The organism is Flavobacterium luminosum, assembly GCF_023635005.1.
Lineage (GTDB): Bacteria > Bacteroidota > Bacteroidia > Flavobacteriales > Flavobacteriaceae > Flavobacterium > Flavobacterium luminosum.
Genome location: NZ_JAMLJM010000003.1, coordinates 217,192 through 242,681 on the forward strand (window position 1 = coordinate 217,192; position 25,490 = coordinate 242,681).

Sequence of the window (25,490 nt, forward strand, 5' to 3'; positions counted from 1 at the left end):
GCTATCCCTTCAATGTGTTCGAATCCAATTGTATTTTACTCCAAAAGTTTCTTCACTTTTTCAATATTTTCTTGAGGAAGTGTTGTATTTAAAAAGTTCTCTAAATCAAGCATGGCTTTGTCTTTCCAAGATTGAGTGGCTGAAATATTTTGGTCTTTATAGCGCTTGTGAATTTCCTTTGCTTTGGAAAACTCATCCAAAAACATGTAGACGTGTGCCAGATTCATTTGAACGTTTAACTCTCCAGCATCTATTTTTTCTGCCGTCTTGAACGTTTGCAATGCTTTTTCAAACTGTTTGGTGTTTAGGTACATTTCTCCCAAGACATTCCATTGCAGTGCAGTTGCTTTGGATTTGGAAACCACCTTGCCTTTCATCAGCGTAATGGCAGCCTCCGGATTTCCCTTTTGAAACAGTTGCTTGGCTTTTATCGTCATGGCATCACCATAGCCGTTTGGCAAACCAATTTCTACAAAAGTATTTTCCTGATGTTTTTCAACAAAAAGCATTTTTTCCTCTGAAGTCAAGAACTGATAATCGTTAAAACGATATTCTTCTTTCATTTTTTCAGCCAGTTTTACGTAAAACTTTTTTCTGATTTCATTCTCTTTAAGAAAATCCAAAGGAAATAGTGTCGTTAACTCTTCGGTTAGTTTTTTAGTTGTATTAGCATTCCATCCTCGACTGGCTTTTGCATCGACCCAAGGAACAATTTCTAGAACGATTTTTGCTTTCATCATCCAATTGGTATTTTTAAATACAAACCAAATATTGGTGGCGTCATCTTCCAGACAAATATTTTTAGACAATGAAATTACTTTTGCGTCTTTACTTACCGGATTTTTTTGGTACACACATGCTTTTTCAAACTTTTCATCCCCTACAAAGGTTATTGCGTTGGTTTGATTCTGAAAAATAGCATAAGTACATTTATCATTTCCCGAAATATTTGAAACCAATGAAATCGCACTTCCAGCCCCTTTTCCAATGTAGTAGGGATCGGGAATGGCTTTTAGCACGGAAGCCAAATCGTTGACCATTTTCTGATTTTCATCTAATAATGTGATTCGGTAGACAAATTCGGTAGTCCCCACAGGGAAATCTTCCGATTTTACTATTATTTTTTCTCCTGCAGCCAGTTTAATTTCTTTATTGGTCATTCGTTGGTTGTCCCAATACCCATTTGTTCCCTGTGCCTGTAACCCCATTGTACTGAACCACAACAGCAGTGATACGATGATCGATTTCATTATTTCGTTTTGACTATTACTCCTATCCAAGATTTTTTTCATCATTAAAAAACCCAAAGAAACTTGCTTCACTTCTGAGAGCATCGGCTATTTCTTTGGGTCTATTCGAGGGTTTACAGTTCGATACTTGCCCCTATTTCTAATAACAATAACTCTTTATTCGCTTCGACAAACTTGTTTTTGGCTTGTTCGTGGTTGATTTCAATAAACCCAAACGTATCATAGTGGTACCCTAAGATCTTGTTACACTCTAAAAAATCAGAGGCAATGACAGCATCTTCCACGTCCATTGTGAAATTACTTCCTATTGGCAAAACAGCCAAATCTAATTTTGTTCGCATCGGAATCAGTTTCATATCGGTAGTTAGAGCCGTATCTCCTGCGATGTAAATATTTTTATGCTCTCCTTGGATGACAAAACCTCCTGGTTGCCCACCATATTTTCCATCTTCGAATGAACTGGTATGTATCGCGTTCACGTATTTCACCGTTCCAAAATCGAATTTCCAACTTCCTCCGTGATTCATTGGATGGTATTGAAGCCCTTTGCCAGCATAGTGCACTGCAATTTCATAATTAGAGACCACCACTGCACCCGTTCTTTTAGCCACGGCTTCAACATCAAGGGTATGATCGTTGTGTGCATGAGTCACTAAAATATAATCCGCTTTTATCGTGTTGATGTCAATATGCGCCGCTTTAGGATTTCCTGTTATAAAAGGATCTACTAAAATATGTTTTCCGTCTATTTCTATTCCTAGACATGCATGTCCATAAAATGTAATTTTCATACTATAATTTTTTTAAAATATTAGTACCATTGCTAAGATTAATGATAGTAAAAATGTACTGATTGCTAATTTTTTTAATTGAGGATCCAATCTTCGGTTATCTTCACAGCGATATACCGTTCTTAAATGACTTAGTAGTGGAAAATAGGCCACCAAAAAAGCATACTGATCGATTCGGAAACCGTAACCGTTGTAGTTGAATGCAAAAAGTAAAACCAATAGCATTGCTCCACCGACCAAAAAATAATGGTATATTTTGGCCTTTTGACCTCCGATGAGCACTACCAACGTATTTTTTCCAGATTTCCTGTCGGACAATTCATCGCGCATGTTGTTCAGGTTCAACACACCAACGCTCAACATTCCTATGGCGCAAGCCGGTAAGACTAGTTGCCATGAAAACTCTTTGGAGTATAAGAAATTAACGCCGAGCGTGCTTACCAACCCAAAGAACACAAAGACAAACACATCGCCCAAGCCTCTATATCCGTAGGCCGATTTCCCCACTGTATATTTAACGGCAGCAGCTATTGCGGCTATCCCTAAGAGCAAGAAGAATAAGGAATACCACAAATATTCATCATGAAAAGAAACATATATCAATAGAACAGCGCATAGAAAAGTTAATAATCCTGTGATGATCATTGCTTTTTTCATTGCCTGAGGTGTGATTACCCCACTTTGAATGGCTCGTTCCGGTCCCACTCTGTCTTCATTATCCGTTCCTTTGACTCCATCTCCATAATCGTTCGCGAAATTAGACAGCACCTGAAAACCAATAGTGGTCAGTAGTGCCAAGGCTAAGATCTCCCAGTTGAATACCTCTGTAGGAGTGTAGACTGTACTGGTTGGATTATTGAGCGCATAAACACTTCCAACTAAAATTCCGGAAACCGAGAGCGGCAAAGTTCTTAAGCGAGCTGCTTCAATCCAATGTTTCATCCTTGAGAATTTAAAATATTATACCGTTTATTTTTGTTCAAAATTTCTGAAAAAGTATTGGATACCCTATTATGGCAACCATTTTTTCTCAAAGTTAGGCTTGCGTTTTTCTAGAAAGGCATCGCGACCTTCTTTAGCTTCTTCGGTCATGTAAGCCAAGCGTGTGGCTTCTCCGGCAAAAACTTGTTGTCCTACCATTCCGTCGTCGGTTAAATTCATTGCGAATTTTAGCATTTTGATGGAGGTTGGCGATTTTGCCAAAATTTCTTGTGCCCATTCGTAGGCTGTATCTTCTAACTCGTCATGCGGAACCACTGCATTGACCATTCCCATATCGAAAGCCTCTTGAGCCGAGTAGTTTCTTCCCAAGAAGAATATTTCGCGGGCTTTTTTCTGTCCCACCATTTTAGCGAGATAGGCTGAACCGTAACCTCCGTCGAAGCTCGTTACATCAGCATCTGTTTGTTTGAAAATAGCATGTTCCTTGCTGGCCAAGGTCATATCGCAAACCACGTGTAAAGAATGTCCACCCCCTACTGCCCAACCCGGCACCACACAGATTACCGCTTTAGGCATGAAACGAATTAAACGCTGTACCTCCAAGATATTCAATCGATGGTATCCATCGTCTCCTACATATCCTTGGTGTCCACGAGCTTTCTGATCTCCACCGCTACAAAAAGACCATACACCATCTTTTGATGAAGGGCCTTCGGCAGATAGCAATACTACTCCGATAGAAGTATCTTCTTGGGCATCATGAAATGCCTGTAATAATTCGGCTGTTGTTTTAGGACGAAATGCGTTTCGCACGTCCGGACGATTGAACGCAATTCTCGCCACCCCATTGCATTTTTTATAGGTAATGTCTTCGAACTCACGTACCGTTTTCCACTCTATTTTACTCATCTTTTTTATTATTTGTATTGTTCACCTGTGCTTTAGGATTTCTTTTTCCTGCAGGCACTCGCTTTTTTTATTTTATTCTGGTAAAAATACTCCATTTCCAGCAAACTGAAAAAGGTGTTATGAAAAGAAATCTTACATTCCTATAGCTTCTTTTTTAATTTTAAAAAAATTAAATTTTTTAGTCCATTATATTTTATTTTTTACTAAATTTAATCTATTGAAAAATAATACATTATCATTCAAAAAAAAGAATAGTTCATTACGTTATTGATTTAAGATAATCTTTCCAGAAATTGTTAATTTGTTGCTCTTTCTTTAGTTAAATGCTTAAAAACGGTCATCGTTTATCTGTAAAGCAATGCCTTTAGACGTACTGTTTTTGAAACACCTAAAGCCTAACCCCATGAGTAGCCCCTGTGGATGAACTGACAGAGACGGTTAGCGAATTATTACGTTACACTCTGTATACGCAATAACGAATCTACAGGCTATAAAGTGAATATGGGAATTTGGACAAGGACTTTTCTATTGATTTAACAAGAAAGAAACCAAAATGACTGCAATAAAACGTATGATTTTTTTTGCAACCTTGGTTGGACCAAATTATTTCTGAAAGTTTATTTCTTTTTTTGACCGTAAAGCCTTGATTTGCTTTACGTGCTTTCGATTGTCTCGAAGTTTGACATCGATTCCGACGGAGTACTTCGAGATCCATTGAGAAAAATGCCAATCCTCACCGATTGGCATTTTTTATTTTTAAAACAGATAATATGTGATTAAAAAACTATTCTTGGATCAAATAAATTCCGTCTTCTTTGATTTCTATACGTTTTTGTTTGTACAATGTTCCTATAGCCTTCTTAAAAGTCTTTTTGCTCATTTTAAGTACGGTCTTAATATCCTCTGGATGCGAATTATCATTTAATCGTAAAAAACCACGACTGGCTTTTAATTCGTCAAGGATTACCTGTCCTGAAGCATCTATTCGTTCTAAACCAAAGGGTTGACGGGAAACATCAATTTTTCCATCAGGACGAATGTTTTTTATGTATCCAATGATTCGGTCACCGGTACGCAAATCTTCAAAAACTTCATTTTTATACAATAATCCTTTGTGCTTTTCATTAATGATTACATTAATTCCTGCATCCGTAATATGAGAAACGATCAAATCGACTTCTTCTCCTTTCTCCACTGTGATTTCTTTGTTGTCTAAAAACTGATTCGTTTTACTAGAACCTACTAAACGATTGGTTTTTTCATCTAAGTACATGTAGATTAGATAGCGTTTTCCTTGTTCCATAGGACGAGCCTGCTCCTTGAAGGGCACAAAAAGATCCTTTTCTAGCCCCATATCCATGAAAGCCCCAAATTGATTGATATAATTCACGCGTAATAACGCAAATTCATAACAATAAATGTAGGGTTCCAAAGTCGTCGCGACCGGACGCTCTTCCTGATCAAGGTATACAAATACTTCTATTTCCTCTCCTATTTCGAAATGTTCGGGAACGTATTTGTTCGGCAGTAAAATATCTTTTTCACCATCGGTAAGATATAAGCCAATCTTGGTATCGCGTGCTATAGTAAGGGTATTGAATTTTCCTATTTGAATCATCTTGTCAGTATCAAAGTGCAAATGTACAAAGTTTAAGTAAAAAAACGACTATTGCCTGTATTGTCTATCCAAGGTATAGTTGTCTATCTGGTTCTTAACCAAATTTTGCGTTTTATGTCAATTTTTTAAAATACTCTAACAAAATTTTATTGTTCAATTTTTCCGGGGTAAAAATCTCTAAAATCACCGGTTTTGTATTTTTTTCGAAATCATCCCATTGTTGTTTAATTTCTTCTTCCGAAGTGGCCATCCTATAATCGAAACCATACATTTTAGCCAAATGCTCTGCCGTTAACTGGTGCGAGGTTTCAAAAAACGTATTAAAGGTTTCTGTTTCCTGATGACCAGGAAGGATTCTAAAAATACCGCCCCCTCTGTTATTGATTAGAATAATTTTAAAATCATTGGGAATGTAGTTGTTCCAAAGTGCGTTGCTATCATAAAAGAAACTAATATCTCCGGTAATGCAAAACGTCTTTTTATGATTCACCACTGCCGCTCCAACCGCTGTAGACGTACTTCCATCGATACCACTGGTTCCTCGATTACAAAACACTTCTATACTAGGATGTATCGGAAACAACTGTGCGTAACGAATGGCTGAACTGTTACTGATTTGTAACTGGCAATCCTGAGGCAAATGGGTCAACACGGTTTCAAACACTTTAAAATCTGAAAAAGGAATTCCTTTTGCGTATTCTTGATGTTTATGCAATCGGTTTTCTCTAATTTCTAAAATTTGGCGTTGGTAGCTACTATTGACTTCCTTCGTTTGCGGTAAAAAAGCACTAAAGAAGGTATTCGGATTGGTTTCAAAATGTTTTGTCAATGCCTTAAAGGTATCGTAAGCCCTTAACTCATCGATATGCCAATGGTGTTTGGGTTTGTATTTGCGTAAAAAAGCTTTGATTCTTTTGGACACTATCATTCCACCAGTCGTCACCAAAATATCGGGTTGAAAATTTATAAAATCCTCTTCCGTAAAAGGCGTAATGATGGTATCGATATTGGTAATAAAATTGGGATGATACACATTCGAAGTCACTTCTGTCATTACTACCACAGCAGCGTCATTTCCCAAATGGTCTAAGTATTCCTGTGCGATAGCGCCTGGATCATTGGCTCCTAAAAGGATTATTTTTTTAGGTGATTCGTTCCAAATGGTACTGTATTCCGTCAACTCTAATTCGGGTTTTGGGTCTTCGTATAATTCGACCATCACTGGCTTTACCGAAGGACTGGACACTGTTTCATAAAGTGGTTCTTCGAAAGGCACGTTAATGTGTACCGGTCCTTTTTGACTGGCCGCAATGAACAACGCTTCTTGTATTTTTAGGTCATTCGCTTCAGAAGCTTCTTCGGTCAAATTAGCGTTGAACAAACTGTGATTGGCATATACATTGGCTTGACGTATAGTTTGTCCGTCACCAATATCTATTTTATCATGCGGTCTATCGGCAGATATTACTACTAATGGAATCTGACTGTAGAAAGCTTCTGCCACCGCAGGATAATAATTCAACAAAGCAGAACCCGAAGTACAAACCACGGCTACCGGTTTTTGAATTTGCTGGGCTATTCCCAAGGCAAAAAAAGCCGCACTGCGCTCGTCTGCCACACTGTAACAAGTAAACGCCTCATGATTTGTAAAACCAATGGTTAGAGGAGCGTTACGGGAGCCTGGAGAAATCACTATATGTTGGAGCCCTTTCGCTTTACAAATTTCAATGACACTTTGTGCTAAGGGTATTTTTGGGTAGATCATTTTACAAATTTTCGATACCACAAAGTTACGAAGTTGAAATATCTTTTAGACCGATTTCTTCCTTCTCTTTTAAAATTAAAAAGCGGTAAAATGTAAAATGTGCAAAACCATAGGACAAAATAACTATCTGATAAATTGCTTCGCTTTTGATGTAAAATTTATTGATAAAGAAAGCGGCAATCTGTACAATAAATAAAATGGCGCTAATCAGTAGCCAATACCCTTTTGCATCGGCATTGTTCAAATAATTAATGATGGCTACCCCACCCATGAACGAAGTAAGCAAAGCATTGATAATCCATATCCAATACGCGTCTCCTAGAGCAAGCAATACAAAATTAATGATGTAAAGGTACAATACAAAAAAAGGAATCATGGCCATGAGCACTGCTCCTCTGTTTTGTTTTTCAATATCGTTGATGATCAAAAGAGTCAAACAAAATTTAAATAAGACCGAAGAAACACTTCCCATAATGAACAAAACCGAATCTCCCGTAAAAAAAAGTACCGAAGCTATTTGATACAACAACAATCCAACAAAATATAGGGAACTTCGCGTCACTGAAGTCTTGTAATACAAAAACATTAAAATGGGAATTCTAACAAACCAAAAGTATGTTTCTGGCTCCTCTATATTGAACAAGGAAGTCACACTATACATTCCCAGATTTAGGAAGTACAGCCAAACGACTACTTTTGAAAAATTTTGCAAACTCATACGTTAAATATACTTATTTTTACAGAAACACAATGACTATGTCGATTATTATCCGAAAAGCAAACGAAGACGACCTACCTTTTGTACTAGAAATTGTAAATCATGAAATTCTAAGCAGCACTGCTATTTGGGATTATGACGTTCGAAGCCTATCGCAACAAACTGCCATTTTCAAAGAAAAAGAAGAAAAAAACCAACCTTTTCTCGTGGCTGAAAAAGACGGTATGATTGTCGGTTTTGGGACTTACGGAACCTTTCGATTCAAAGTAGGCTATCGATTCACTGTAGAACATTCTGTATATGTCCGCCAAGGGTTTCAAGGTTTGGGCATCGGTGCTTTATTGATGAAAGAGTTAATTCTTATTGCCAAAGAACAGCAACTACACACGATGATAGGAGTTATTGACTCTGAAAATCTTGGAAGTATTACCTTTCACGAGAAATTAGGTTTCCAGAAAGCAGGGCATTTAAAAGAAACCGGTTACAAGTTTGACCGATGGCTGGATTCTATTTTCATGCAGTTGCTTTTAGACTAGTTTCTTTTCTTCTTGTAATTTGTACCTTTGCAAAAAAATCAAACATGTCAAACATCTATATCGGTTATCATTTTACGGTTAGCCCTAAAGAATTGGGAACTGAAATTTTAATTGCTGAATTAGGCGAAAAACCTTTTGATAGTTTCATTGAAACTGAAGACGGATTCTCTGCCTTTATCCCTAAGTCGCTATGGTCAGAGGATCTTCTTGAAGATATTTACCTTTTAAACAACCCCGACTTTTCTATTAGTTATACGACCGAAGAAATCGAGCAACAAAACTGGAACGAGGTTTGGGAAAAAAATTTCGACCCTATTGATGTCGATGGTTTGTGTCATGTTCGTGCTCCTTTTCACCCAAAGACCGATGCTCCTTATGACATCGTTATTGAACCTAAGATGAGTTTTGGTACAGGGCATCACGAAACTACCCACATGATGATTCAATATTTGTTGGACATGAATGTGGAAGGAATGAAAACGCTAGATATGGGATGCGGGACTGCAATTTTGGCCATTTTGGCTGAAATGAAAGGCGCAAAACCTATTGATGCTATCGATATTGACAATTGGTGCTACCTGAATTCCATTGAAAACGCTGAAAGAAATCACTGTCAGCACATTAGCGTTTACGAAGGAGACGCTTCGATATTGGAAGGTAAAAAATACGACCTGATTATTGCTAATATTAACCGAAACATATTGCTAAATGATATGGCAACCTATGTGGAGTGTCTGAACCCTGGAGGTATTATTTTATTCAGTGGTTTTTACGAACAAGACATTCCTCATATCGATGCTTCTTGTACGGAGAAAGGTTTAACATTTCTTTCTAAAATTCAACGCAACAATTGGGTATCTTTGAAGTATCAAAAATCATAAGAATCATTGCATTAATCGTTTAACGTTCAAGTCTATAACACCAATGGCAACAATTGAAAAAATTCAAGAAAAATTAGATGTTTTGGAATTGGTCGCTCCTAACCATGAAATTATTTTATACAATGACGATGTCAATACTTTTGATCACGTTATTGAAACCTTAATTCGTGTTTGTGATCATGATGATTTACAGGCTGAGCAATGCGCTATTTTAGTTCATTATGCCGGTAAATGCACAGTAAAAACAGGCGCTTTAGACGAATTAAAACCACAATGCACCGCTTTGTTGGAAGCAGGATTAAGTGCTGAATTAATTTAACATTTTTTGCTTAAATAGTTAAATATTTTTATCTTTCCGTTTTAAACCTATTGTTTTAATGGAAAATTACGGAAAGATATTACTTATTGCCATGCCTTGCTTTTTACTTTTGATTATCATAGAAAAGCTGTATGGTTATTTCAAAGGGGTTCACTACGCCCCGCTTATGGATAGTGTTTCCAGTATCAGCTCTGGGATTACGAATGCTACAAAAGACATTTTAGGAATCAGTTTTTCCATTTTGAGCTATGAATGGATGGTTTCCCACATGGCTGTATTTCATGTGCAAGCCTCTGTTTTAGCCTATTGTATTGCTTTTATTGTAATTGATTTTCAGGGCTATTGGACACACCGATGGTCTCACCAAATCAATCTTTTCTGGAACAAACATGCGATACACCACAGTAGCGAGGAGTTTAATTTGTCGTGCGCGCTTCGACAATCGGTTTCCTCATTTGTGAATTTGTTCACGTTCCTATTGCTCCCTGCCGCTCTCTTGGGTGTACCCGCTACGGTGATTAGTATCACCCTTCCGTTGCATTTCTTTTTACAATTTTGGTACCATACCCGTTATATTAACAAGCTTGGAATTTTAGAAAAAATTATTGTTACTCCCTCGCATCATCGAGTACATCATGCCATTAATCCGGAATATTTAGATAAAAATCATTCCCAAATTTTTATCATTTGGGATAAACTATTTGGCACTTTTCAAGAAGAATTACCGGATGTCCCTCCTGTTTTTGGCATTACCCGCCCCGCTGCCACTTGGAATCCCATCAAAATCAATTTTCAGCACTTGGGAGTACTTATCCGAGATGCTTGGCATGCTGAGCACTTCATCGATAAATTAAAAATATGGTTTATGCCTACTGGATGGCGTCCAGAAGGTTTTGACGAAAAGTATCCGTTACGAAAAATTGATGCTGTTTATGATTTTCAAAAATACGGCACCGAAAATCCAAAAGCCCTTATTGGCTGGTCCGTTGCACAATTACTAATTACTTTATTGTTCATCACTTATTTCTTTGACAATATCGGCGCACTGACTTTTACGGAGCTCATCCTCTATGGCATTTTTGTTTTTGTAACCGTCTACAGTTATACCGAACTCATGGATAAAAACCAATTCGCCTTTGTTTGGGAAGCGATCCGTTTTTTTTATGCGACTTCGCTGATTGTTATCCATGGAAATTGGTTTGGTCTAGACGAACAGATTCCTAACGGGACGTATATTGTCTTGGGCTATTTGAGCCTATCGTTCGCGGTAAGTCTTTACTTTTCTTTTATTTCATTTAAAAAAAATCTTAATCCTATCACTCTCAATGTCTAAATCATCCAAATACCTCAACCTATTTGTAGCCATCAGTCTGTTTTATCTTTTATTGATAATTATAAAAAAAGAAGAAATCGCCTGGTTTTTCAAACCTTTATTACTACCCGGTCTGATTTTGGCTACGAATGAATCTCTGGAATTTCCCACTAAAAAATGGTTGCTTTTTGCCTTAGTGTTTTCTTGGTTGGGGGATGTGATTCTGATGTTTTCACCTTATCACGAACTATTCTTTGTGTTTGGATTGGTTGCTTTTCTTATAGCCCATCTTTTGTATATTGTACTGTTTACGAAGCAATCTACCGTCAAATCTCCGAAGTTGTTTTGGTTTATTATTGGCATACTTCTGGTTTCAGGTTACTTATATGCCATGCTTACGCTCTTATTGCCTTCTGTAGGAGGACTGCTTATCCCGGTTTCGGTTTATGCCTTTGTCATTTCCTTTATGTTAATTATGGCTATTCGTGGTTATTTAACTTGGAAAGCTCCTCTTAACCTTCTGATTCTTAATGGTGCTGTTGCTTTTATTGTTTCTGACAGCCTACTGGCTATCGATAAATTCTATGCGCCTTTACCCAATAGCAGTTTATTGATTATGGCTACGTATCTGATTGCACAATATCTGATTTGCTTTGGCATACAGCGATTGAATCAACGTTAATAAAAAAAACTCTCGACAAATCGAGAGTTTTTTTATTTTTTTTATGTCTTGTCTTAATGCGGCAATTTGTCTTTCAATAAGCCATAACTGAAAGTTCCCAGAAGAGCTCCGAAAAGCACCACTACTGCGGCCGGTATTCCTGTCCCCAATAAAATAAAAACAGGTCCAGGACAAGCGCCTACAAGCGCCCAACCTAATCCGAACATAAAACCTCCAACAATATAACGTACAAACTTTTTCTCTTTGTCTACGATTTCAATAGGCTGACCTTTGTAGTCTTTGATTTCCTTTTTCTTGATGATTTTGATTCCACAAACTCCTACCAAAATAGCCACCCCAATCATACCGTACATGTGAAACGATTGGAACATAAACATTTCGTACACACGATACCAAGAAAGTGCTTCTGCTTTGGTTAGGGTAATCCCAAACAAAACTCCTACTGCAAAAAATCGAAATAATTTCATTTTCTTAAAAAATTAGGGGTATTAAAAAATGTGCCATTACCAATCCACCTAAGAAAAAACCGATTACGGCAATTAACGAAGGTACCTGCAAATTACTTAATCCAGTGATAGCGTGTCCAGAAGTACAGCCACCGGCATAAGGTGTTCCAAAACCAATTAAGAAACCACCCAAAAGTAATAGTAGCAACCCTTTTGCACTACTCATCGCTTCTGCTCCAAAAATAGCATCCGGCACTAATTTCCCGTTAGGAGCGTCTATTCCAATGACTTCCAATTGTTTAATTGTTTTAGGGTTTAACGTCACATTTTCAGGATTCCATAGAAAGTGATACGCAATGAAGCCGCCAACGATAGAGCCCAAAACAATCGCTAGATTCCATTTTTGTTCTTTCCAATCGAAATCGAAATACGAAGCACATTTATTGCCTCCGGACATAGAACAAATGGTTCTCAGATTAGAAGACATTCCGAAGGTTTTCCCAAAATATGTCAATAATAACATTACGACACCGATCAATAAACCTGCAATTGACCAATGCCATGTATTTGTAATAAACTCCATTTAAAAATATTTTTTACAAAAATATAAGTTTGTCACTATATTTGTTCTACTTCTATGGAAAAAGTAATAAACAAAATTTGTATGAAAACGATCATTGTACCCCTACTTGCATTTTCTCTTGCGGTTAGTTCTTGCATCAGTACCAAATCTACCATCAAAAATATTGATGACAGTGTGGTAGGCCCCGCATTGAATGAAAAATACAACAGCTTTATTATCACTCAAAAAGCCACGAATAAGAAGTACGGTTATGATGAGGATTATCCCGTGAATGTTGGGTTTACCTCTTTAGCAGATGGTACGCAAAACGAAATTCGTTTTTTAAATGCTTTGGCTGGACCCAAAGGTGAAAAAATCACGTACGAAAAAAAGGAATCCTGTTGTCCTTTTCCCACGAAGAAGAGTGAAATGGGAGCCGGCACGCTTGATGTGTATGAAATCACTTGGGAAGGCAACCCTAAACCGGTTATTTTGTATTTAAACAAATTTGAAAAAGGTGTTTTAATGATTCCCATGGGATTTACAGCACGCTTATAGTTTTCGATAAATCCTTTCCAAAGTTTCGCTTAGATTTAATACGTCCTTTATACCAGAAGAGGCTGTTTGCTTTATATTGTCTTAGTACAAATATTGTCACATATTTTAAATCTTAAAACTGTTCTTATTATTGACTTGATTTGGTGTTAGACGCCACTATCCTATTCTTTTTTTGAGTAATTTTGTGGTATCCTAATCAACACCGCTCTTCATGGATTCCTCTGCTCAAAAGACATCGTTGCAATCGCTCTGGAAAGATTTTTTTACGTTGAAACCCAACCATCGTCATTGGACCATTCCTTTTCTGGCTGCGGCTTGTACTGGAGTTCCTTTATTTGTTGGCTTGGCCACAGATACATTATCTTCGGCGCTCACCGTTAGTTTTGCGGGATTGGTCATCTTGTACATGCCTGTAGCTTCCAATTTTGTAAATCGCATGGCTACCCTGTTGATTTGTTCTTTTGGTTTCATCGTTTGTTTTGGTATTGGTCTTACGTTTAGCTTTAATCCTATCGTTTCCTGTATTGCTTTCGGATTACTGAGTGCTGTTGTTCATTGGATTTCTTTGCTATTTCGTTTGAAACCGCCCGGAAATTTTTTCTTTCTTATGTTGGCTTCTTTAGCAAGCAGCATGCCTTTTAATTTGGAACAAATCCCTGAAAAAATTGGACTAGTCGCGATGGGAACCATATTGGCTTGCTTTTTGGCCTTGGTGTTCAGTTTGATGAAGAAAAAATCGATTCTTACTCAGGAACTTCAAACGAGTACACCTTTGCTTCCTATGCCCACTTATACCGATTACGTCGAAGCGTTTATCATTGGTTTTTTTATGTTTGCCGCCATGCTTGTTGGGTCTCTTTTTGCATTGGAAAAACCCTATTGGATACCGATTTCCTGTTTGGCTGTAATGCAAGGCGCTACCACCTATCGAATTTGGGAAAGAGGCCTTCAGAGGATTGCTGGAACCATTGTAGGCCTAGGATTATGTTGGTTGATCCTTTCACAGATACAAGATCCAGTAGGCATTTGTGTGGCCATTGTCTTGCTTCAATTTATCGTAGAATCACTGATTACTCGACACTATGGCTTGGCGGTTATCTTCATTACGCCCATGACCATATTGTTAGCCGAAACTAGTGCTGCGAACCTCGATGCCAATACTTTAATCGTTACTCGATTTTGGGATATTCTTATTGGAAGTTTGATTGGAGCCATTGGAGGTTGGTTTGTACACAATGAGAAGCTTCGTTATCAGGCTGTCAAAAGCATTCGAATGACGCAATTGACACTTAAGCGAAAAAATTAAACTTTGTTTTTTGTTCAGAAAAAAGTATAGAATCTAAATTAGCTGGATAGATTTAAAAATTAAACCTCCATTCAGAAGATCTGAACAGAGGTTTTACTAAAAAAACTAAAAAAAACTTACATTTTAATGAATTTTTCATTATTTACTTTTCCATCAATTTCCAATTGAAGTAAATAAGTACCTTTAGCTAAAGAAGAAACATCTATTTGATTCGCATTATCGACCTTCATAATCTGTCTTCCTGAAAGATCAAAAACCCTGATGTTTGCTTCTATTTCAAGATTCAGAATGTTTTGAACCGGATTGGGATAGAAGTTAAATGTTTTATCTTGGAATTTCTCATTAGATAAAGTGTTTAAATACTCCTGATAAGATTGTGCTATTTGTGCAGGAGTATAAACTTGTTTGTCAAAAATTAGTTCATCAATTAAACCTTCAAAACCGGTATTGGCTCCACTATTGCAAATTCCAGTGATATTGACCACCCAATTCCAATTCAAATTGACCACCTAATTTCGGAGCAAATTGACCACCTTCATTTTTCATTAAAAACTACTTTTTTCTTGTGTTAATTTGTGATTCAAATATACTAAAATTACTCTTTGTTGATTCCTCTTTTCTTTCTCATGGATTCGCCTTGTAATTCAATGCGGTGGGATTGGTGTATGAGTCGGTCTAAAATAGCATCAGCTATGGTTTTTTCTCCAATTATATCGTACCAACCTTGCACTGGTATTTGAGAAGTTACGATTATAGAACCGTTATTGTGTCTGTCTTCGATGATTTCTAAAAGCGTAATTCGGTTTTGACTATCTAATGCTTGAAGTCCAAAATCATCTAATATAATTACATCTTGTCTTTCTATTTTGGCTAATTCTCTTAGATAAGAACCATCTGCTTTTGCCATTTTTAACTTAGCGAACAACTTAGATGTATTATAATAACTGACTTTATATCCTTGGATACAAGCTTGATAACCTAAAGCTGTTCCTAAAAAACTTTTACCTACACCTGTACTTCCTGTGATTAATACATTCTGATTTTTCTCAACAAAATCGCATGCTGCTAATCGTAATACTTGGTTTCTATCCAGATTTCGTGAAGCATCAAAATTAATGTTTTCAATATTGGATTTGTAATGGAATCGAGCGTTTTTAATACTTCGTTCAATACGACGATTGTGGCGCTCATCCCATTCGGCATCAATGAGCATGGCGATAAACTGATCTAGCGTGTAATGGTCTGTTTTTCCACTTTCGATAGCAGTTTTAAAAGCGTTATGCATTCCATAAAGCTTCATTTGTTTCATTTTGGTTGTGGTGATTTCATTCATAAGTATTTGGTTTTAATTTATTTGTAATAGTTTTTCCCTCTAATGTTGTTGTGATTGGGTAACTCAAAATCTTCTTCTTGCTCATTCTCAGCGTTATCTAAATTGTTTTCTAAATTGTTTTGGATGGCTTTAAAACTGTAAATCCTAAAATCGAGTGCACGTTTACAAGCGTTGATTAATCGTTGTTTTCCGACTTTCTTTTCAAAATTCAATATCCCTAAACAACTTTTATAAGCTTGTTCGGGATGATTTCTACTTTCGATAATTTGGATAATATAATCCGCTACAGCTTGGTCAATACTGTTTGCCCAATCAATAAACCGACTAGCACTCCAATCAGCCACAAACTGATGCGTGCTGGCTAAATGTTCCGCAATAGTCGTATAATCATACGGTTTGTAATTTCTTGGATGAATGGCGATTCGGTTGTATTTGTAGAAGATTTCAACCGAAGTTTTGGTATACAAAAGTTTTACTTTTTTTCTCACGTATTGGTACGGAACACTGTAATAACTCTTGTCTTGACTCAGTAATGCATGACCATTTTGCATTACTGTTGCAAAGGATTGGTATTTGATTTCAAAGCGTTCTTGAGGTAATGGGCGTAGTTTATGTTTCTCATCTTCTATAAATAATTCATAACGAGAATAGGGTCTTCCTGTGAGTTTTTTGTGATTATGAGCATCTAATAAATCCCATATTTGTTGGTTTAATTCCTCTAAGCTATAAAACTGTTTTTGTTTTAGATGGACATAAATTCTTCGGTATAAGATTTTTACAGCTCCTTCTGCTAATGATTTATCTCTTGGTTTGTAAGCTCTTGCAGGTAATATGGTGGTTTCGTAATGTTCGGCTAAATCAGCTAAGGTTTCATTAATTGTTGGTTCAAAACGACTACTCTTAATTACGGCTGATTTTAGATTATCTGGAACAATTGCCGCTGGAACACCTTCAAAAAAACGCATAGCATTCTCTACTGAAGCTACAAAATCTTTTTTTTGTTGGCTCATAGAAGCTTCTGCATACGTGTGTTGACTTGCGCCTAATATGGCAACAAAAAACTGTACTTCTTTAATCTCTCCCGTATCTTTATCAACTATAGAAAGTGTTTTTCCAGCATAATCCACATACATTTTATCACCTGCTTTGTGATTCATGTGCGTTACTGGATTAACGCGTTTACTCCATATTTTAAAGTGATGTCTAAATTGAGAACTCTTAAAACCATCAGGATGTATAGCAATATATCGTTCCCACATATGCTGGACAGTAACACCAACTTTCTTAAGTTCGCGTTCCATTTGTGGAAAAAATTCATAAAGCTTTTGTAGTCTAGGATCTATGGTTTCAATAGTATTCTGTGAAAATAAAACTTCAAGTTCAGCATCTGTTTTGGCATCAATAGCTTCAAAACTTAAGCCTAGAAGTTCAAATAAAGAAATATATTTCTTTACCGTATTTCTTGAAAGCGATAAGTAATTGCTAATAAATAACTTACTCTTACCACTACAGTGAAATTTAATTACTTTTCTAATCTTACTCATGTCTGTTACTTTGTTTGCCATAATCCGTATTTTTTATACGAATGTATGGGCTAACAACATGAAAAAAAGTAACTGTTTTTAATGGCTAATTTACCCTAAAATTTAGGTGGTCAATTTGGACTGGAATTGGGTGGTCAGTTTGCACCGAAATCGGTGGTCAATTTAGACTGGAAAGTGGTGGTCAATTTGACCGTTTTTTCCAGAATACAAAGGAGAAACAAATTATTTCTTTAAATTCGTAAACCAAACCAAATCTGAAATATTTGATATTCATATTGAAACCACATTCTACAAGCCCGTTGGAGATTTTAACGGAACAAATTTGGTTGGAACAGATATTAATCTAAAAGATAATTTTGCTGCGTATATCCCCTGTGAAAACAAAATGGACACTCACAATTTACATGCAATGAGAATTAGAACTACAGATGATATTGAAAAAGACTGGACTGATGAATCGTCATTTATTCGTTTAACAATCATTGCCAAACATTCGTTATCTGGTTTTAATAACGTTTTTCATAAAGATTATTTATCGAAAGATTGTATAACAACAAAGAAATTTCAATCGGGAAATAACTTAGATGTAAATTGAAAGTATTATTAAATAATTTGTTTAATTAACTTTTTGGTATTATATTTGGATGTACTTAAAAGTAGAAACTAAAAAAAGTAACGCTATGAAAAGAGATGTAATTTTAGGCTAAGATTTAAAAAAAACTTTATATGAGTCAGCAATATTTGCTGACTTTTTTTGCAAATTACATATTCTTATTGATGTAGAATAATCAGTTATCCAAAACGGAGCATTTACTTTTACCATAAACTCCACTACTCTACTTATTGTATTTTTGGTTTATTGAATGACATGAAATTTTAGGGATAAGACTAAGAATATTACTCTTAAAAAATTAAAAAAATTGATTATCTTAACTTTTTACTACGATAATAACGATGCAAATTATACTACCTTTAGAGGTGAAACTGATTACGAAATCTCAGTAAGTACTTATACTAAACTTATACCAGATTTTCATTATCTTTGTAGTAGTACAAAAAAACAGAATCTAAATACATTATGAGCGTAAAGAAAATTTTCAGACAAGATTATGGTCAAACAAAATTGCTTGTAAAAGCAGGAACTGTTAGTGGTCATAATGCGGTACGTCGTTCAAAAGCATTAGACTTAACCATTACTTACATAGAAGATGGTATTGTATATGAGGAATTACCTGATGGAACAAAAAAACAGGTTCGTATTGTAGAAAGAAAAGAGCCTGCTATTGTTCTAACAAAAGGAATGGTATTACATGGCAAGTAATAAAAGAGTGCGCATATTTGCCGGCCCTAACGGCTCTGGAAAAAGCACTCTGTTTGAAGAATTTCAAAACGAATACAAAGAAAAAACAGGCTATTTTGTTAATGCCGATTTACTTGAAAAAAAACTTTCAGACACCTCTTTAATTGATTTAGAATCTATAGGTTTATCTGCAACTCAGGAAGATTTAGAGGCTTTTAAATTATTACCTGCTTCAGAATCTCTTTTTTCCAAAGCTGAAAAAGAAGGTCATATTATTGATGTTCACATAAAAGAAAATTGTATTGTTGACAATTCTAGTGATACTCACAGCTATGAAGGCTCTTTTATTGCTGCTTTCATAAGACATTTACTACTAGAACAAAACAAATCTTTTAGTTTTGAAACCGTGATGAGCCATTCTTCAAAAGTTGAGGAAATAAAAGACTTAATTGAATCTGGCTATCAGGTTTATTTATATTTTGTTTGTATTGATGACCCTGATGTTAATGTAACGCGTGTTCAAAACCGTAAAAGTCTTGGTGGTCATGATGTATCACCAGAAAAAGTAACAGAGCGTTATCCAAAAACGCTTAATTTACTACACCAAGTGCTACCTTTATGTTATAGAGCTTATTTATTTGATAATTCCGGAAAGAAAAATGAATTAATAGCTGAACTCTATAAAAATGATATGGAACTTCAATCTGACAAATTCCCTCAATGGTTTTTAGACTATGTACTACCTTATTATACTTCATAATAAAGAGCTAATTTGTGTAACATAATCTTCACGTTAACCAAAACCTAGTTTTTACTTTTACTATAACCACCACTACTCTCTTACTATATTTTTGAGTTATGGAACGATATGAAACAATAGCTAGAATATTATTATTGGCTGTTGCGGAGCAATACTAAGATGGAAACTCAAAAGAATACGGGAGGAGATTTTTTTCCGGTTATAATGATAGCTGGTTGAGTAGAGAAAGGGAATGAAAGATGCTTTATGGTGTCTTTTTTTGTAGGTAAAAGTTTAAAGAGTTATATTCGTATTTAACCAGATTACAAAATTAATTATTACATTTTCAGGATTTTATACAAAACTACAGATGAAAATTTTTGCAGAAACAGAACGGCTAATTTTAAGAGAATTAGAATACATGGATGAGAGTGATTTATTTGAAATGGACTCCGACCCAGAAGTTCATTTGTATATCGAAAATAATCCTGTTCAATCAATTGACGAAATAACTAAAGTGATTGAAATGCTAAAAAAGCAATACCAAGAAAACGGTATAGCTCGTTGGGCTGTGGTTGACAAATCAACAAACGAGTGCGTTGGTTGGTCTGGATTAAAATATTTTAATCAGTCTTTAAACAATCATAATAATTTTTATGAGCTTGGTTATCGATTTAAGAAAAAACATTGGGGAAAAGGTTTTGCAACTGAATCTTCAACTGCAATCTTAGATTATGGATTTAAAAATTTGAATATTGACACTATTTATGCAATAACTGACCCTAAAAACGAGAATTCAAAAAAAGTATTGACTAAATTAGGATTTGACTTTAAAGAAACTTTTGATTATGAAGGCGATCCAACAGATTGGTTTGAATTGAAAAAAGTAACTTGGGAGGATAAAAAGCAAAACTCTTAACAACGATTTTGAGCAAGTGGGCTTTTAGGAAAAACTGAAACTTATTTACCGTTTATACAAAAGATGCTTTAAAGCATCTTTTTGCTTTTATAGCAACATGATGTGATTATCCATTAAATATAAATAGTTGTCTAAAACAGATCATTTACTTTTAGTATAGCCACTACTACCCCACTTATTGTATTTTTGGGTATGGAATTGTATGAAATTTTAGGATTAATTGTTTTTGTACTTGCCGGAGATTGGTTGCGGGGGAAGGTTTATGATTGGCGGAAGTATCGTGGGTATAATGATAGTTCGAGGAATAGGAAATAATGCCACAAGTACAAATAATGAAAAAAAGCACTAAAGAAATATTTGTTAAAATACATATATTGTAGCTTTATTTATCTATATTTGTAATACTAAATAATAAGTCTATACGTTAATTATAATGATATGGGCACAAAAAAGTTTTTTATAGAGATGAAGGATTGGTTGAAAAACACAAATTGGGGAGAATTGTTCTTCCCTGTTCTTGCTGACCTTAAAAACATTAACGAGGAAACAGATACTACCCGTGTATCCTCCAATAATTGGGACTTAGCCAATGATAATGAAGATTTTAAAGAAATCATTGAAAAAATCAACGAGAATAGATCTTCCGAAGACACTAAGCATAATATAATAGTTCTATAATAGATATCTATGGAAATTACTATAGGTATTTATGCGCTTATCTATATTTTTTTCTTTTTAGTTATCCCAGGGTTTTTAGCTAGAAGATTCTATTACCACGGTGAATTTTCCAAACAAATTAATATAAATACTAATTCAGTAATGAATTTCATTTATTCTTTGTTTGTTGGAATACTTTTATCTCTCCTTTTTATTTCAATATTTAACTGTTTCAGCAAACAAGGAATCAATATTGACAATATTCTAAACGATTTTGATACTAACTTTGTTACTTCATTAGGTGATGAAAGTACAGATAAAACCAAAAGTATAAGTCTAGCTAAAAAAGGAAAATTCGACGGTTTAAGCGAAAACATCTACAGTGATTATCTTCCTTTTCTGGGTGGAATTTATTTTTTTTCAGCAATTATTGGTTTTTTCCTTAGTAAAATTGTTCTTCTATTTAGTTGGGATACAAGATGGAAATTTTTAAGATTTTCGAACAACTGGCATTACCTTTTTTCTGGCAAAATATTAAAATTTAAAAAATATATCTCATCAGAAATAGATCATAGACTAAAAGTTAAATATACTTACTTAGACATTTTAGTTAGTGAAAAAGGTGAGGAAACCACTTTATATTCTGGACTTTTTGCAGATTATGACTTAAACCCCCAAGACACCTGTAAATTAGAAAAAATACATCTTTACAAAGCAATACGCTATAAAAAAAACGATGATGGGACAACTGTTTCCAAGAACATTCCGGGAAATCTGTTTACTATAGTGGGTGACAGAATATTAAACATAAATTGTACATATATTTGTTTTGACGAAGAGGAAAGTAATAATAAGAAGTTTAGCAATCAAAAGAATTTATTAATACCGGTTCAAATTGCATCAACCTTGTTTTTCCTTACAATTTTAATTTCATTTACATTCTCATTAAATATATTCAATAGCAGCTGGTATAATCAAGAATTATTATCAAAATCATTTTTCTACAAAGTATTAATTATTTTCACATTGAATTTTGGCATTGGGCTAATAACTCCTTTTGAAATATTCAAAAAAGAGAAGAAAGTAAAATTCATTGGAATGAAAGCTTATTCATTAAAAATCATTCTTATAATAATTTCACTTTGTTTGATATATATTTCAAATAGATACTTTTAAACTGTATTTCAAAAGACTCAATAAAAAGAATTTTACTACATTTGGTAATCATTACCAAATAGATTTTTTTTAATGTCTGAACAACTAGAAGGATACGTAATATACAGCAAGGAATATAATAATGAAATTCCATTTGGAGTTGTATCTAATGATTATGAATGCAATGCAATCACAAATTATATTCCCTCTAGACTCAAAGAATATTTAGTTGAAATTGAAGATAAGCGTTTCTTTGAGCATAATGGTATTGACTTGAAAGGCATTTCACGTGCTTTAGTTGAAAATGTAAAAGCCGGAAAAATTGTTCAAGGTGGAAGCACCATTACACAACAATTAGCAAGAAACATTTTAAAAGACAATCGAAAATCTCTTTTAAGAAAAGTACGAGAAACAATAAAAGCTATCCAACTAGAAAAAAGATACTCAAAAGAAGAAATATTAAATCTATATTTTAATAATGTATACTTCGGTAAAAACTTGAGAGGAATTAGGGCGGCTGGATTATATTATTTTGGCAAGGAAGTAGAAAAGTTAAATCAATCTGAACTTCTGTATTTGTTAACCATTATTAGAGGTCCTAATTTTTACACACAGAAACCCGAAATTGCTGCAAAAAGATTACATTTCATCAGTAACTCATTACATGACAAAAAGCTAATTTCAAGAAACAGAAATCAGAAAAACTTAAAAGCTAAATTTAATATTAGTAATAATCAACTATTAAACATTAAGAGTGTTTCTGTTCCCTTTATAACTGAGAATACTGATTCAAACAAAAAGAAAATTGTATCAACTATTGATCTAAAGATTCAAAACTTTGCAAAACAATTTGTTTCTGACTCTAAATACCCTGTTTCAATAATAGCTATTAAGAATAATAAGGTAGTTGCTTTTGCAAGTAGTTATGGAACTGACTACCCCTTTATTTATAAATCCAACGTTGGTTCAACATTAAAACCATTTCTATATTGTTATTTACGTGATAATGGTGTTACAAAATTTGAAAAATTCAATGCTTATAAAAATAATTTTAATTGGGAAGTGAGAGAAGTCGGCTCTTATAAGTCGCAATTAAATTTAAGTGAAGCGTTATTCTACTCTAACAACAACACTTTTTTAAATGCTGCTAATAATACCAATATTGAAGAATCTCTTAGTTACTTAGCGAATATATTTAATCATGACAAAAAAGAATTTTACCCTTCAAGTATTTTAGGTGCAACAAAAAACGGGATATCCCTTTTTGAATTAGCTTCAGCATATTCAACTTTTTTCTCACCTAAAAACTTATCTGACAGTAAAATAGAATGTTTGTCTATTCTTAATAGGATTTTTGCTGACAAATTAGGTTTTACAATTGAAAATGCATTTTTAAAAACCGGCACAACCAATGATAATAAAGACCGATTCGCAATTTTAGGTGAAGCTGAGTTAACATTTGCTGTTCTTAGAAACGAAAATGAGTTAAATGACGAATCTAAAGAAGGAGGGTTTATATTCCAAATCAGAAGAAGCTTTTCTTCATTTTTTAACACCGATAAGAATTACAAATGGATTTAGAAACAATATTAAAAGATGCAAATCCTGACTTAGTCATTTTTCTTTTGACTACATTGATTGCTTTTATATCATGGCTTGTAAAAGGATTAGTAGAAAACCCTATAACAGAGTCAAAAAACACTTTTAATAAATTTCTTGAAAAGAGGATTGAGATTTTGACCGAAGTAAAAAGTAGACTAAACTTTATAGCTTATTTCCCCGAGGGAGAAGATAACTTAAATTATAAAAATCAGCTTCAAGAAATAATCCTAAAAGACGGCAAAACCGGTTACTTAAATAAAGATACTTTTGATTCTGCTTTTAAAATTGCAATAGATCCGAATACCGACGAAAAATTATTACTAGATACGATAAAAAAAATAGACGAAGATTTGTATTTACAAATCTCTAAGATTCAAGACGAAATTAGTTTTTACAGAAGATTTTCTAACTACAATCCACTGAAACGTTTTATTGGCCTTACATTACTCTCTTTACAATATATCATTTCTCTTTCAGTTGTAATTTCAATTCTTTTTCTTTTGGTATATCTTTTTACAGAAGTTAATCTATTCTTTAAAATAGTTATAATTATCTCTTCATTAATAAGCATTTATTTATTAGATAAGTGGCTGAAAAAATACTAATTCCGAATTAGAACATTTTCAACACAAACAATAGAACTTATTTATTTTGCTCATATAAAATTATATTTTTTTAATAGTTATGATGTAGTTGTTGATTCGGGATAAACAGTTATCCTAAACGGAGCATTTACTTTTACCATAACAATCACTACCCTACTTATTGTATTTTTAGGTTTCTTGACTCTGGGTTGCGAATGTACAACCTAACAGGAATAGCCAATTGTTTTTTATTTTTTTACAGCACGGATTATAAATCTGCACTATTGAGGTCTCGTTTTTATCAAGAAAACGCTACGAGACATTTTCTGTGAAAAACATTAAACTAGTACAGGTGTAATTTCTATTTATAGTCTCTTTAATTTTGTTTATTAAATAAATTATAATTTATTTCCAATTTGAGAATTATTGTCTAGTTCCTTCATACCAAATTTTGATTCTCTCTTACATAAATCTATAAGTCTTATTACATGTATCGTTTATAAATTGTATAATAGTCTTTGATACTTAGGAAAATAACATCGCTTCATTTAAACAATAAAAATCAAGACTAAAAAGTGAACTGGTTATTGCAATGCAGAGGAATTAGTTTTGATTGGTCACCTTTACTGAGTAAAAGAAAGCCTAGTCTTACCACTAGGCTTTATTCTTTAATTCAGCTTCTCTCAATTTTTACTAAGCTATTTCCTTGCGCAACATCTTTTTAATGGTTCGTATTTTTGGATATTTCACTTGTATTGGGGATAGTGTAAAGCGATAAGAAACAAAAAACGCCATACAAACCAAACTTAACAATACAAGTAAACCATAAGTTTCTTTAAAGGATACCATAAGCACTTGTTTGTTTAAAATTTCAGCCAATTGAGCTTGAGGCGTTAACAAAAATTGACGATTAATACCATCAAAAGAAGATGAGATCAGTTGAAAATTTTTATTGGCTATATGAATAAACCAATGATGTAAAACTGCTGCTCCTAAGGCACTTCCCAAAGCAACGCTCATAAAGGCTTGAATGGATATCGATTGAAAAAAATGATGAAACGG

28 protein-coding genes are annotated in these 25,490 nt (G+C 34.4%); 15 read left to right on the plus strand and 13 right to left on the minus strand.

The features are described 5' to 3' along the window. Positions 1 to 35 precede the first annotated feature (35 nt). The 7 genes from NAT50_RS05995 to NAT50_RS06025 all read right to left on the minus strand — a co-directional run bounded on the left by NAT50_RS05995 (position 36) and on the right by NAT50_RS06025 (position 7,993). Positions 36 to 1,250, minus strand: coding sequence for a tetratricopeptide repeat protein (locus NAT50_RS05995; RefSeq protein ID WP_250592307.1), 1,215 nt, complete (start codon positions 1,248 to 1,250; stop codon positions 36 to 38). A 113-nt stretch (positions 1,251 to 1,363) separates the two neighbouring features. Continuing rightward, positions 1,364 to 2,041: a metal-dependent hydrolase gene (locus NAT50_RS06000; protein WP_250592308.1), complete on the minus strand. Its 678-nt coding sequence runs from the start codon at positions 2,039 to 2,041 to the stop codon at positions 1,364 to 1,366. A 12-nt stretch (positions 2,042 to 2,053) separates the two neighbouring features. Next, positions 2,054 to 2,983: a 1,4-dihydroxy-2-naphthoate octaprenyltransferase gene (gene menA / locus NAT50_RS06005; protein WP_250592309.1), complete on the minus strand. Its 930-nt coding sequence runs from the start codon at positions 2,981 to 2,983 to the stop codon at positions 2,054 to 2,056. A 69-nt stretch (positions 2,984 to 3,052) separates the two neighbouring features. After that, positions 3,053 to 3,892, minus strand: a complete 840-nt coding sequence (locus NAT50_RS06010; protein WP_250592310.1) for a 1,4-dihydroxy-2-naphthoyl-CoA synthase — start codon at positions 3,890 to 3,892, stop codon at positions 3,053 to 3,055. Between the two features lie 784 nt (positions 3,893 to 4,676). Continuing rightward, entirely contained in the window at positions 4,677 to 5,510 is an 834-nt protein-coding gene (locus NAT50_RS06015) for a CvfB family protein (RefSeq protein WP_250592311.1), read from the minus strand. A gap of 112 nt (positions 5,511 to 5,622) precedes the next feature. Further along, complete coding sequence (gene menD, locus NAT50_RS06020) at positions 5,623 to 7,275, minus strand: 2-succinyl-5-enolpyruvyl-6-hydroxy-3-cyclohexene-1-carboxylic-acid synthase (protein ID WP_250592312.1); 1,653 nt, start codon at positions 7,273 to 7,275, stop codon at positions 5,623 to 5,625. Between the two features lie 25 nt (positions 7,276 to 7,300). Beyond that, the gene (locus NAT50_RS06025; RefSeq protein WP_250592313.1) at positions 7,301 to 7,993 is read right to left on the minus strand and encodes a hypothetical protein; all 693 of its coding nucleotides are present in this window, start codon (positions 7,991 to 7,993) and stop codon (positions 7,301 to 7,303) included. Between the two features lie 38 nt (positions 7,994 to 8,031). On the opposite strand from NAT50_RS06025, the gene NAT50_RS06030 reads away from it, so the two are divergent. Genes NAT50_RS06030 through NAT50_RS06050 form a run of 5 tightly spaced genes read left to right on the plus strand, consistent with a single transcriptional unit; the run spans position 8,032 to position 11,723 of the window. Further along, positions 8,032 to 8,529, plus strand: a complete 498-nt coding sequence (locus NAT50_RS06030; protein WP_250592314.1) for a GNAT family N-acetyltransferase — start codon at positions 8,032 to 8,034, stop codon at positions 8,527 to 8,529. A 44-nt stretch (positions 8,530 to 8,573) separates the two neighbouring features. Beyond that, positions 8,574 to 9,410 (plus strand): 50S ribosomal protein L11 methyltransferase, encoded by an 837-nt coding sequence (gene prmA / locus NAT50_RS06035; protein WP_250592315.1) that lies wholly within the window; start codon positions 8,574 to 8,576, stop codon positions 9,408 to 9,410. 43 nt (positions 9,411 to 9,453) lie between these two features. Continuing rightward, on the plus strand, positions 9,454 to 9,729 hold the full coding sequence (locus NAT50_RS06040; protein WP_250592316.1) for an ATP-dependent Clp protease adaptor ClpS: 276 nt from the start codon (positions 9,454 to 9,456) through the stop codon (positions 9,727 to 9,729). A 58-nt stretch (positions 9,730 to 9,787) separates the two neighbouring features. Continuing rightward, entirely contained in the window at positions 9,788 to 11,062 is a 1,275-nt protein-coding gene (locus tag NAT50_RS06045) for a sterol desaturase family protein (protein ID WP_250592317.1), read from the plus strand. Further along, positions 11,055 to 11,723, plus strand: a complete 669-nt coding sequence (locus NAT50_RS06050) for a lysoplasmalogenase (protein WP_250592318.1) — start codon at positions 11,055 to 11,057, stop codon at positions 11,721 to 11,723. The genes NAT50_RS06045 and NAT50_RS06050 overlap by 8 nt, the downstream gene beginning before the upstream one ends. A 53-nt stretch (positions 11,724 to 11,776) precedes the next feature. Here the strand turns inward: NAT50_RS06050 and NAT50_RS06055 are convergent, their stop codons facing one another. Together NAT50_RS06055 and NAT50_RS06060 are read right to left on the minus strand one after the other, a co-directional pair. Then, complete coding sequence (locus NAT50_RS06055) at positions 11,777 to 12,190, minus strand: DUF6691 family protein (protein ID WP_250592319.1); 414 nt, start codon at positions 12,188 to 12,190, stop codon at positions 11,777 to 11,779. A 4-nt stretch (positions 12,191 to 12,194) separates the two neighbouring features. Next, the gene (locus NAT50_RS06060; protein ID WP_250592320.1) at positions 12,195 to 12,752 is read right to left on the minus strand and encodes a YeeE/YedE family protein; all 558 of its coding nucleotides are present in this window, start codon (positions 12,750 to 12,752) and stop codon (positions 12,195 to 12,197) included. An 81-nt stretch (positions 12,753 to 12,833) separates the two neighbouring features. On the opposite strand from NAT50_RS06060, the gene NAT50_RS06065 reads away from it, so the two are divergent. Both NAT50_RS06065 and NAT50_RS06070 read left to right on the plus strand, forming a co-directional pair. Continuing rightward, positions 12,834 to 13,289: a 2-dehydro-3-deoxyphosphooctonate aldolase gene (locus NAT50_RS06065; protein WP_250592321.1), complete on the plus strand. Its 456-nt coding sequence runs from the start codon at positions 12,834 to 12,836 to the stop codon at positions 13,287 to 13,289. 211 nt (positions 13,290 to 13,500) lie between these two features. Next, a complete protein-coding gene (locus NAT50_RS06070; protein WP_250592322.1) occupies positions 13,501 to 14,595 on the plus strand; it encodes an FUSC family protein in 1,095 nt (364 codons plus the stop codon). 116 nt (positions 14,596 to 14,711) lie between these two features. Here the strand turns inward: NAT50_RS06070 and NAT50_RS06075 are convergent, their stop codons facing one another. The 3 genes from NAT50_RS06075 to istA form a co-directional block, all read right to left on the minus strand. Further along, positions 14,712 to 15,095, minus strand: coding sequence for a T9SS type A sorting domain-containing protein (locus NAT50_RS06075; RefSeq protein ID WP_250592323.1), 384 nt, complete (start codon positions 15,093 to 15,095; stop codon positions 14,712 to 14,714). Positions 15,096 to 15,190: 95 nt separating this feature from the next. Then, positions 15,191 to 15,928, minus strand: coding sequence for an IS21-like element helper ATPase IstB (gene istB / locus NAT50_RS06080; RefSeq protein ID WP_250592324.1), 738 nt, complete (start codon positions 15,926 to 15,928; stop codon positions 15,191 to 15,193). Between the two features lie 17 nt (positions 15,929 to 15,945). After that, positions 15,946 to 17,493, minus strand: a complete 1,548-nt coding sequence (gene istA / locus NAT50_RS06085; protein WP_250592325.1) for an IS21 family transposase — start codon at positions 17,491 to 17,493, stop codon at positions 15,946 to 15,948. Between the two features lie 364 nt (positions 17,494 to 17,857). Here istA and NAT50_RS06090 point away from each other — a divergent pair, with 364 nt between their 5' ends. The 8 genes from NAT50_RS06090 to NAT50_RS06125 all read left to right on the plus strand — a co-directional run bounded on the left by NAT50_RS06090 (position 17,858) and on the right by NAT50_RS06125 (position 24,449). Next, positions 17,858 to 18,067 carry a hypothetical protein gene (locus tag NAT50_RS06090; RefSeq protein ID WP_250592326.1) on the plus strand — a complete coding sequence of 70 codons (210 nt, stop codon included), beginning with the start codon at positions 17,858 to 17,860 and terminating at the stop codon, positions 18,065 to 18,067. Positions 18,068 to 18,550: 483 nt separating this feature from the next. Beyond that, positions 18,551 to 18,793: a hypothetical protein gene (locus tag NAT50_RS06095; RefSeq protein ID WP_250592327.1), complete on the plus strand. Its 243-nt coding sequence runs from the start codon at positions 18,551 to 18,553 to the stop codon at positions 18,791 to 18,793. Further along, positions 18,783 to 19,532: a zeta toxin family protein gene (locus tag NAT50_RS06100; RefSeq protein WP_250592328.1), complete on the plus strand. Its 750-nt coding sequence runs from the start codon at positions 18,783 to 18,785 to the stop codon at positions 19,530 to 19,532. Before NAT50_RS06095 ends, NAT50_RS06100 begins: the two co-directional genes overlap by 11 nt. 349 nt (positions 19,533 to 19,881) lie before the next feature. Further along, on the plus strand, positions 19,882 to 20,430 hold the full coding sequence (locus NAT50_RS06105; protein ID WP_250592329.1) for a GNAT family N-acetyltransferase: 549 nt from the start codon (positions 19,882 to 19,884) through the stop codon (positions 20,428 to 20,430). Positions 20,431 to 20,895: 465 nt separating this feature from the next. Continuing rightward, positions 20,896 to 21,108, plus strand: coding sequence for a hypothetical protein (locus NAT50_RS06110; protein ID WP_250592330.1), 213 nt, complete (start codon positions 20,896 to 20,898; stop codon positions 21,106 to 21,108). A gap of 9 nt (positions 21,109 to 21,117) precedes the next feature. After that, on the plus strand, positions 21,118 to 22,263 hold the full coding sequence (locus NAT50_RS06115) for a hypothetical protein (RefSeq protein WP_250592331.1): 1,146 nt from the start codon (positions 21,118 to 21,120) through the stop codon (positions 22,261 to 22,263). Between the two features lie 72 nt (positions 22,264 to 22,335). Further along, a complete protein-coding gene (locus NAT50_RS06120; RefSeq protein ID WP_250592332.1) occupies positions 22,336 to 23,823 on the plus strand; it encodes a transglycosylase domain-containing protein in 1,488 nt (495 codons plus the stop codon). Then, a complete protein-coding gene (locus NAT50_RS06125) occupies positions 23,814 to 24,449 on the plus strand; it encodes a hypothetical protein (RefSeq protein ID WP_250592333.1) in 636 nt (211 codons plus the stop codon). Before NAT50_RS06120 ends, NAT50_RS06125 begins: the two co-directional genes overlap by 10 nt. Positions 24,450 to 25,121: 672 nt before the next feature. Here NAT50_RS06125 and NAT50_RS06130 read toward each other — a convergent pair. Continuing rightward, complete coding sequence (locus tag NAT50_RS06130) at positions 25,122 to 25,448, minus strand: hypothetical protein (RefSeq protein WP_250592334.1); 327 nt, start codon at positions 25,446 to 25,448, stop codon at positions 25,122 to 25,124. Between the last annotated feature and the right edge of the window lie 42 nt (positions 25,449 to 25,490).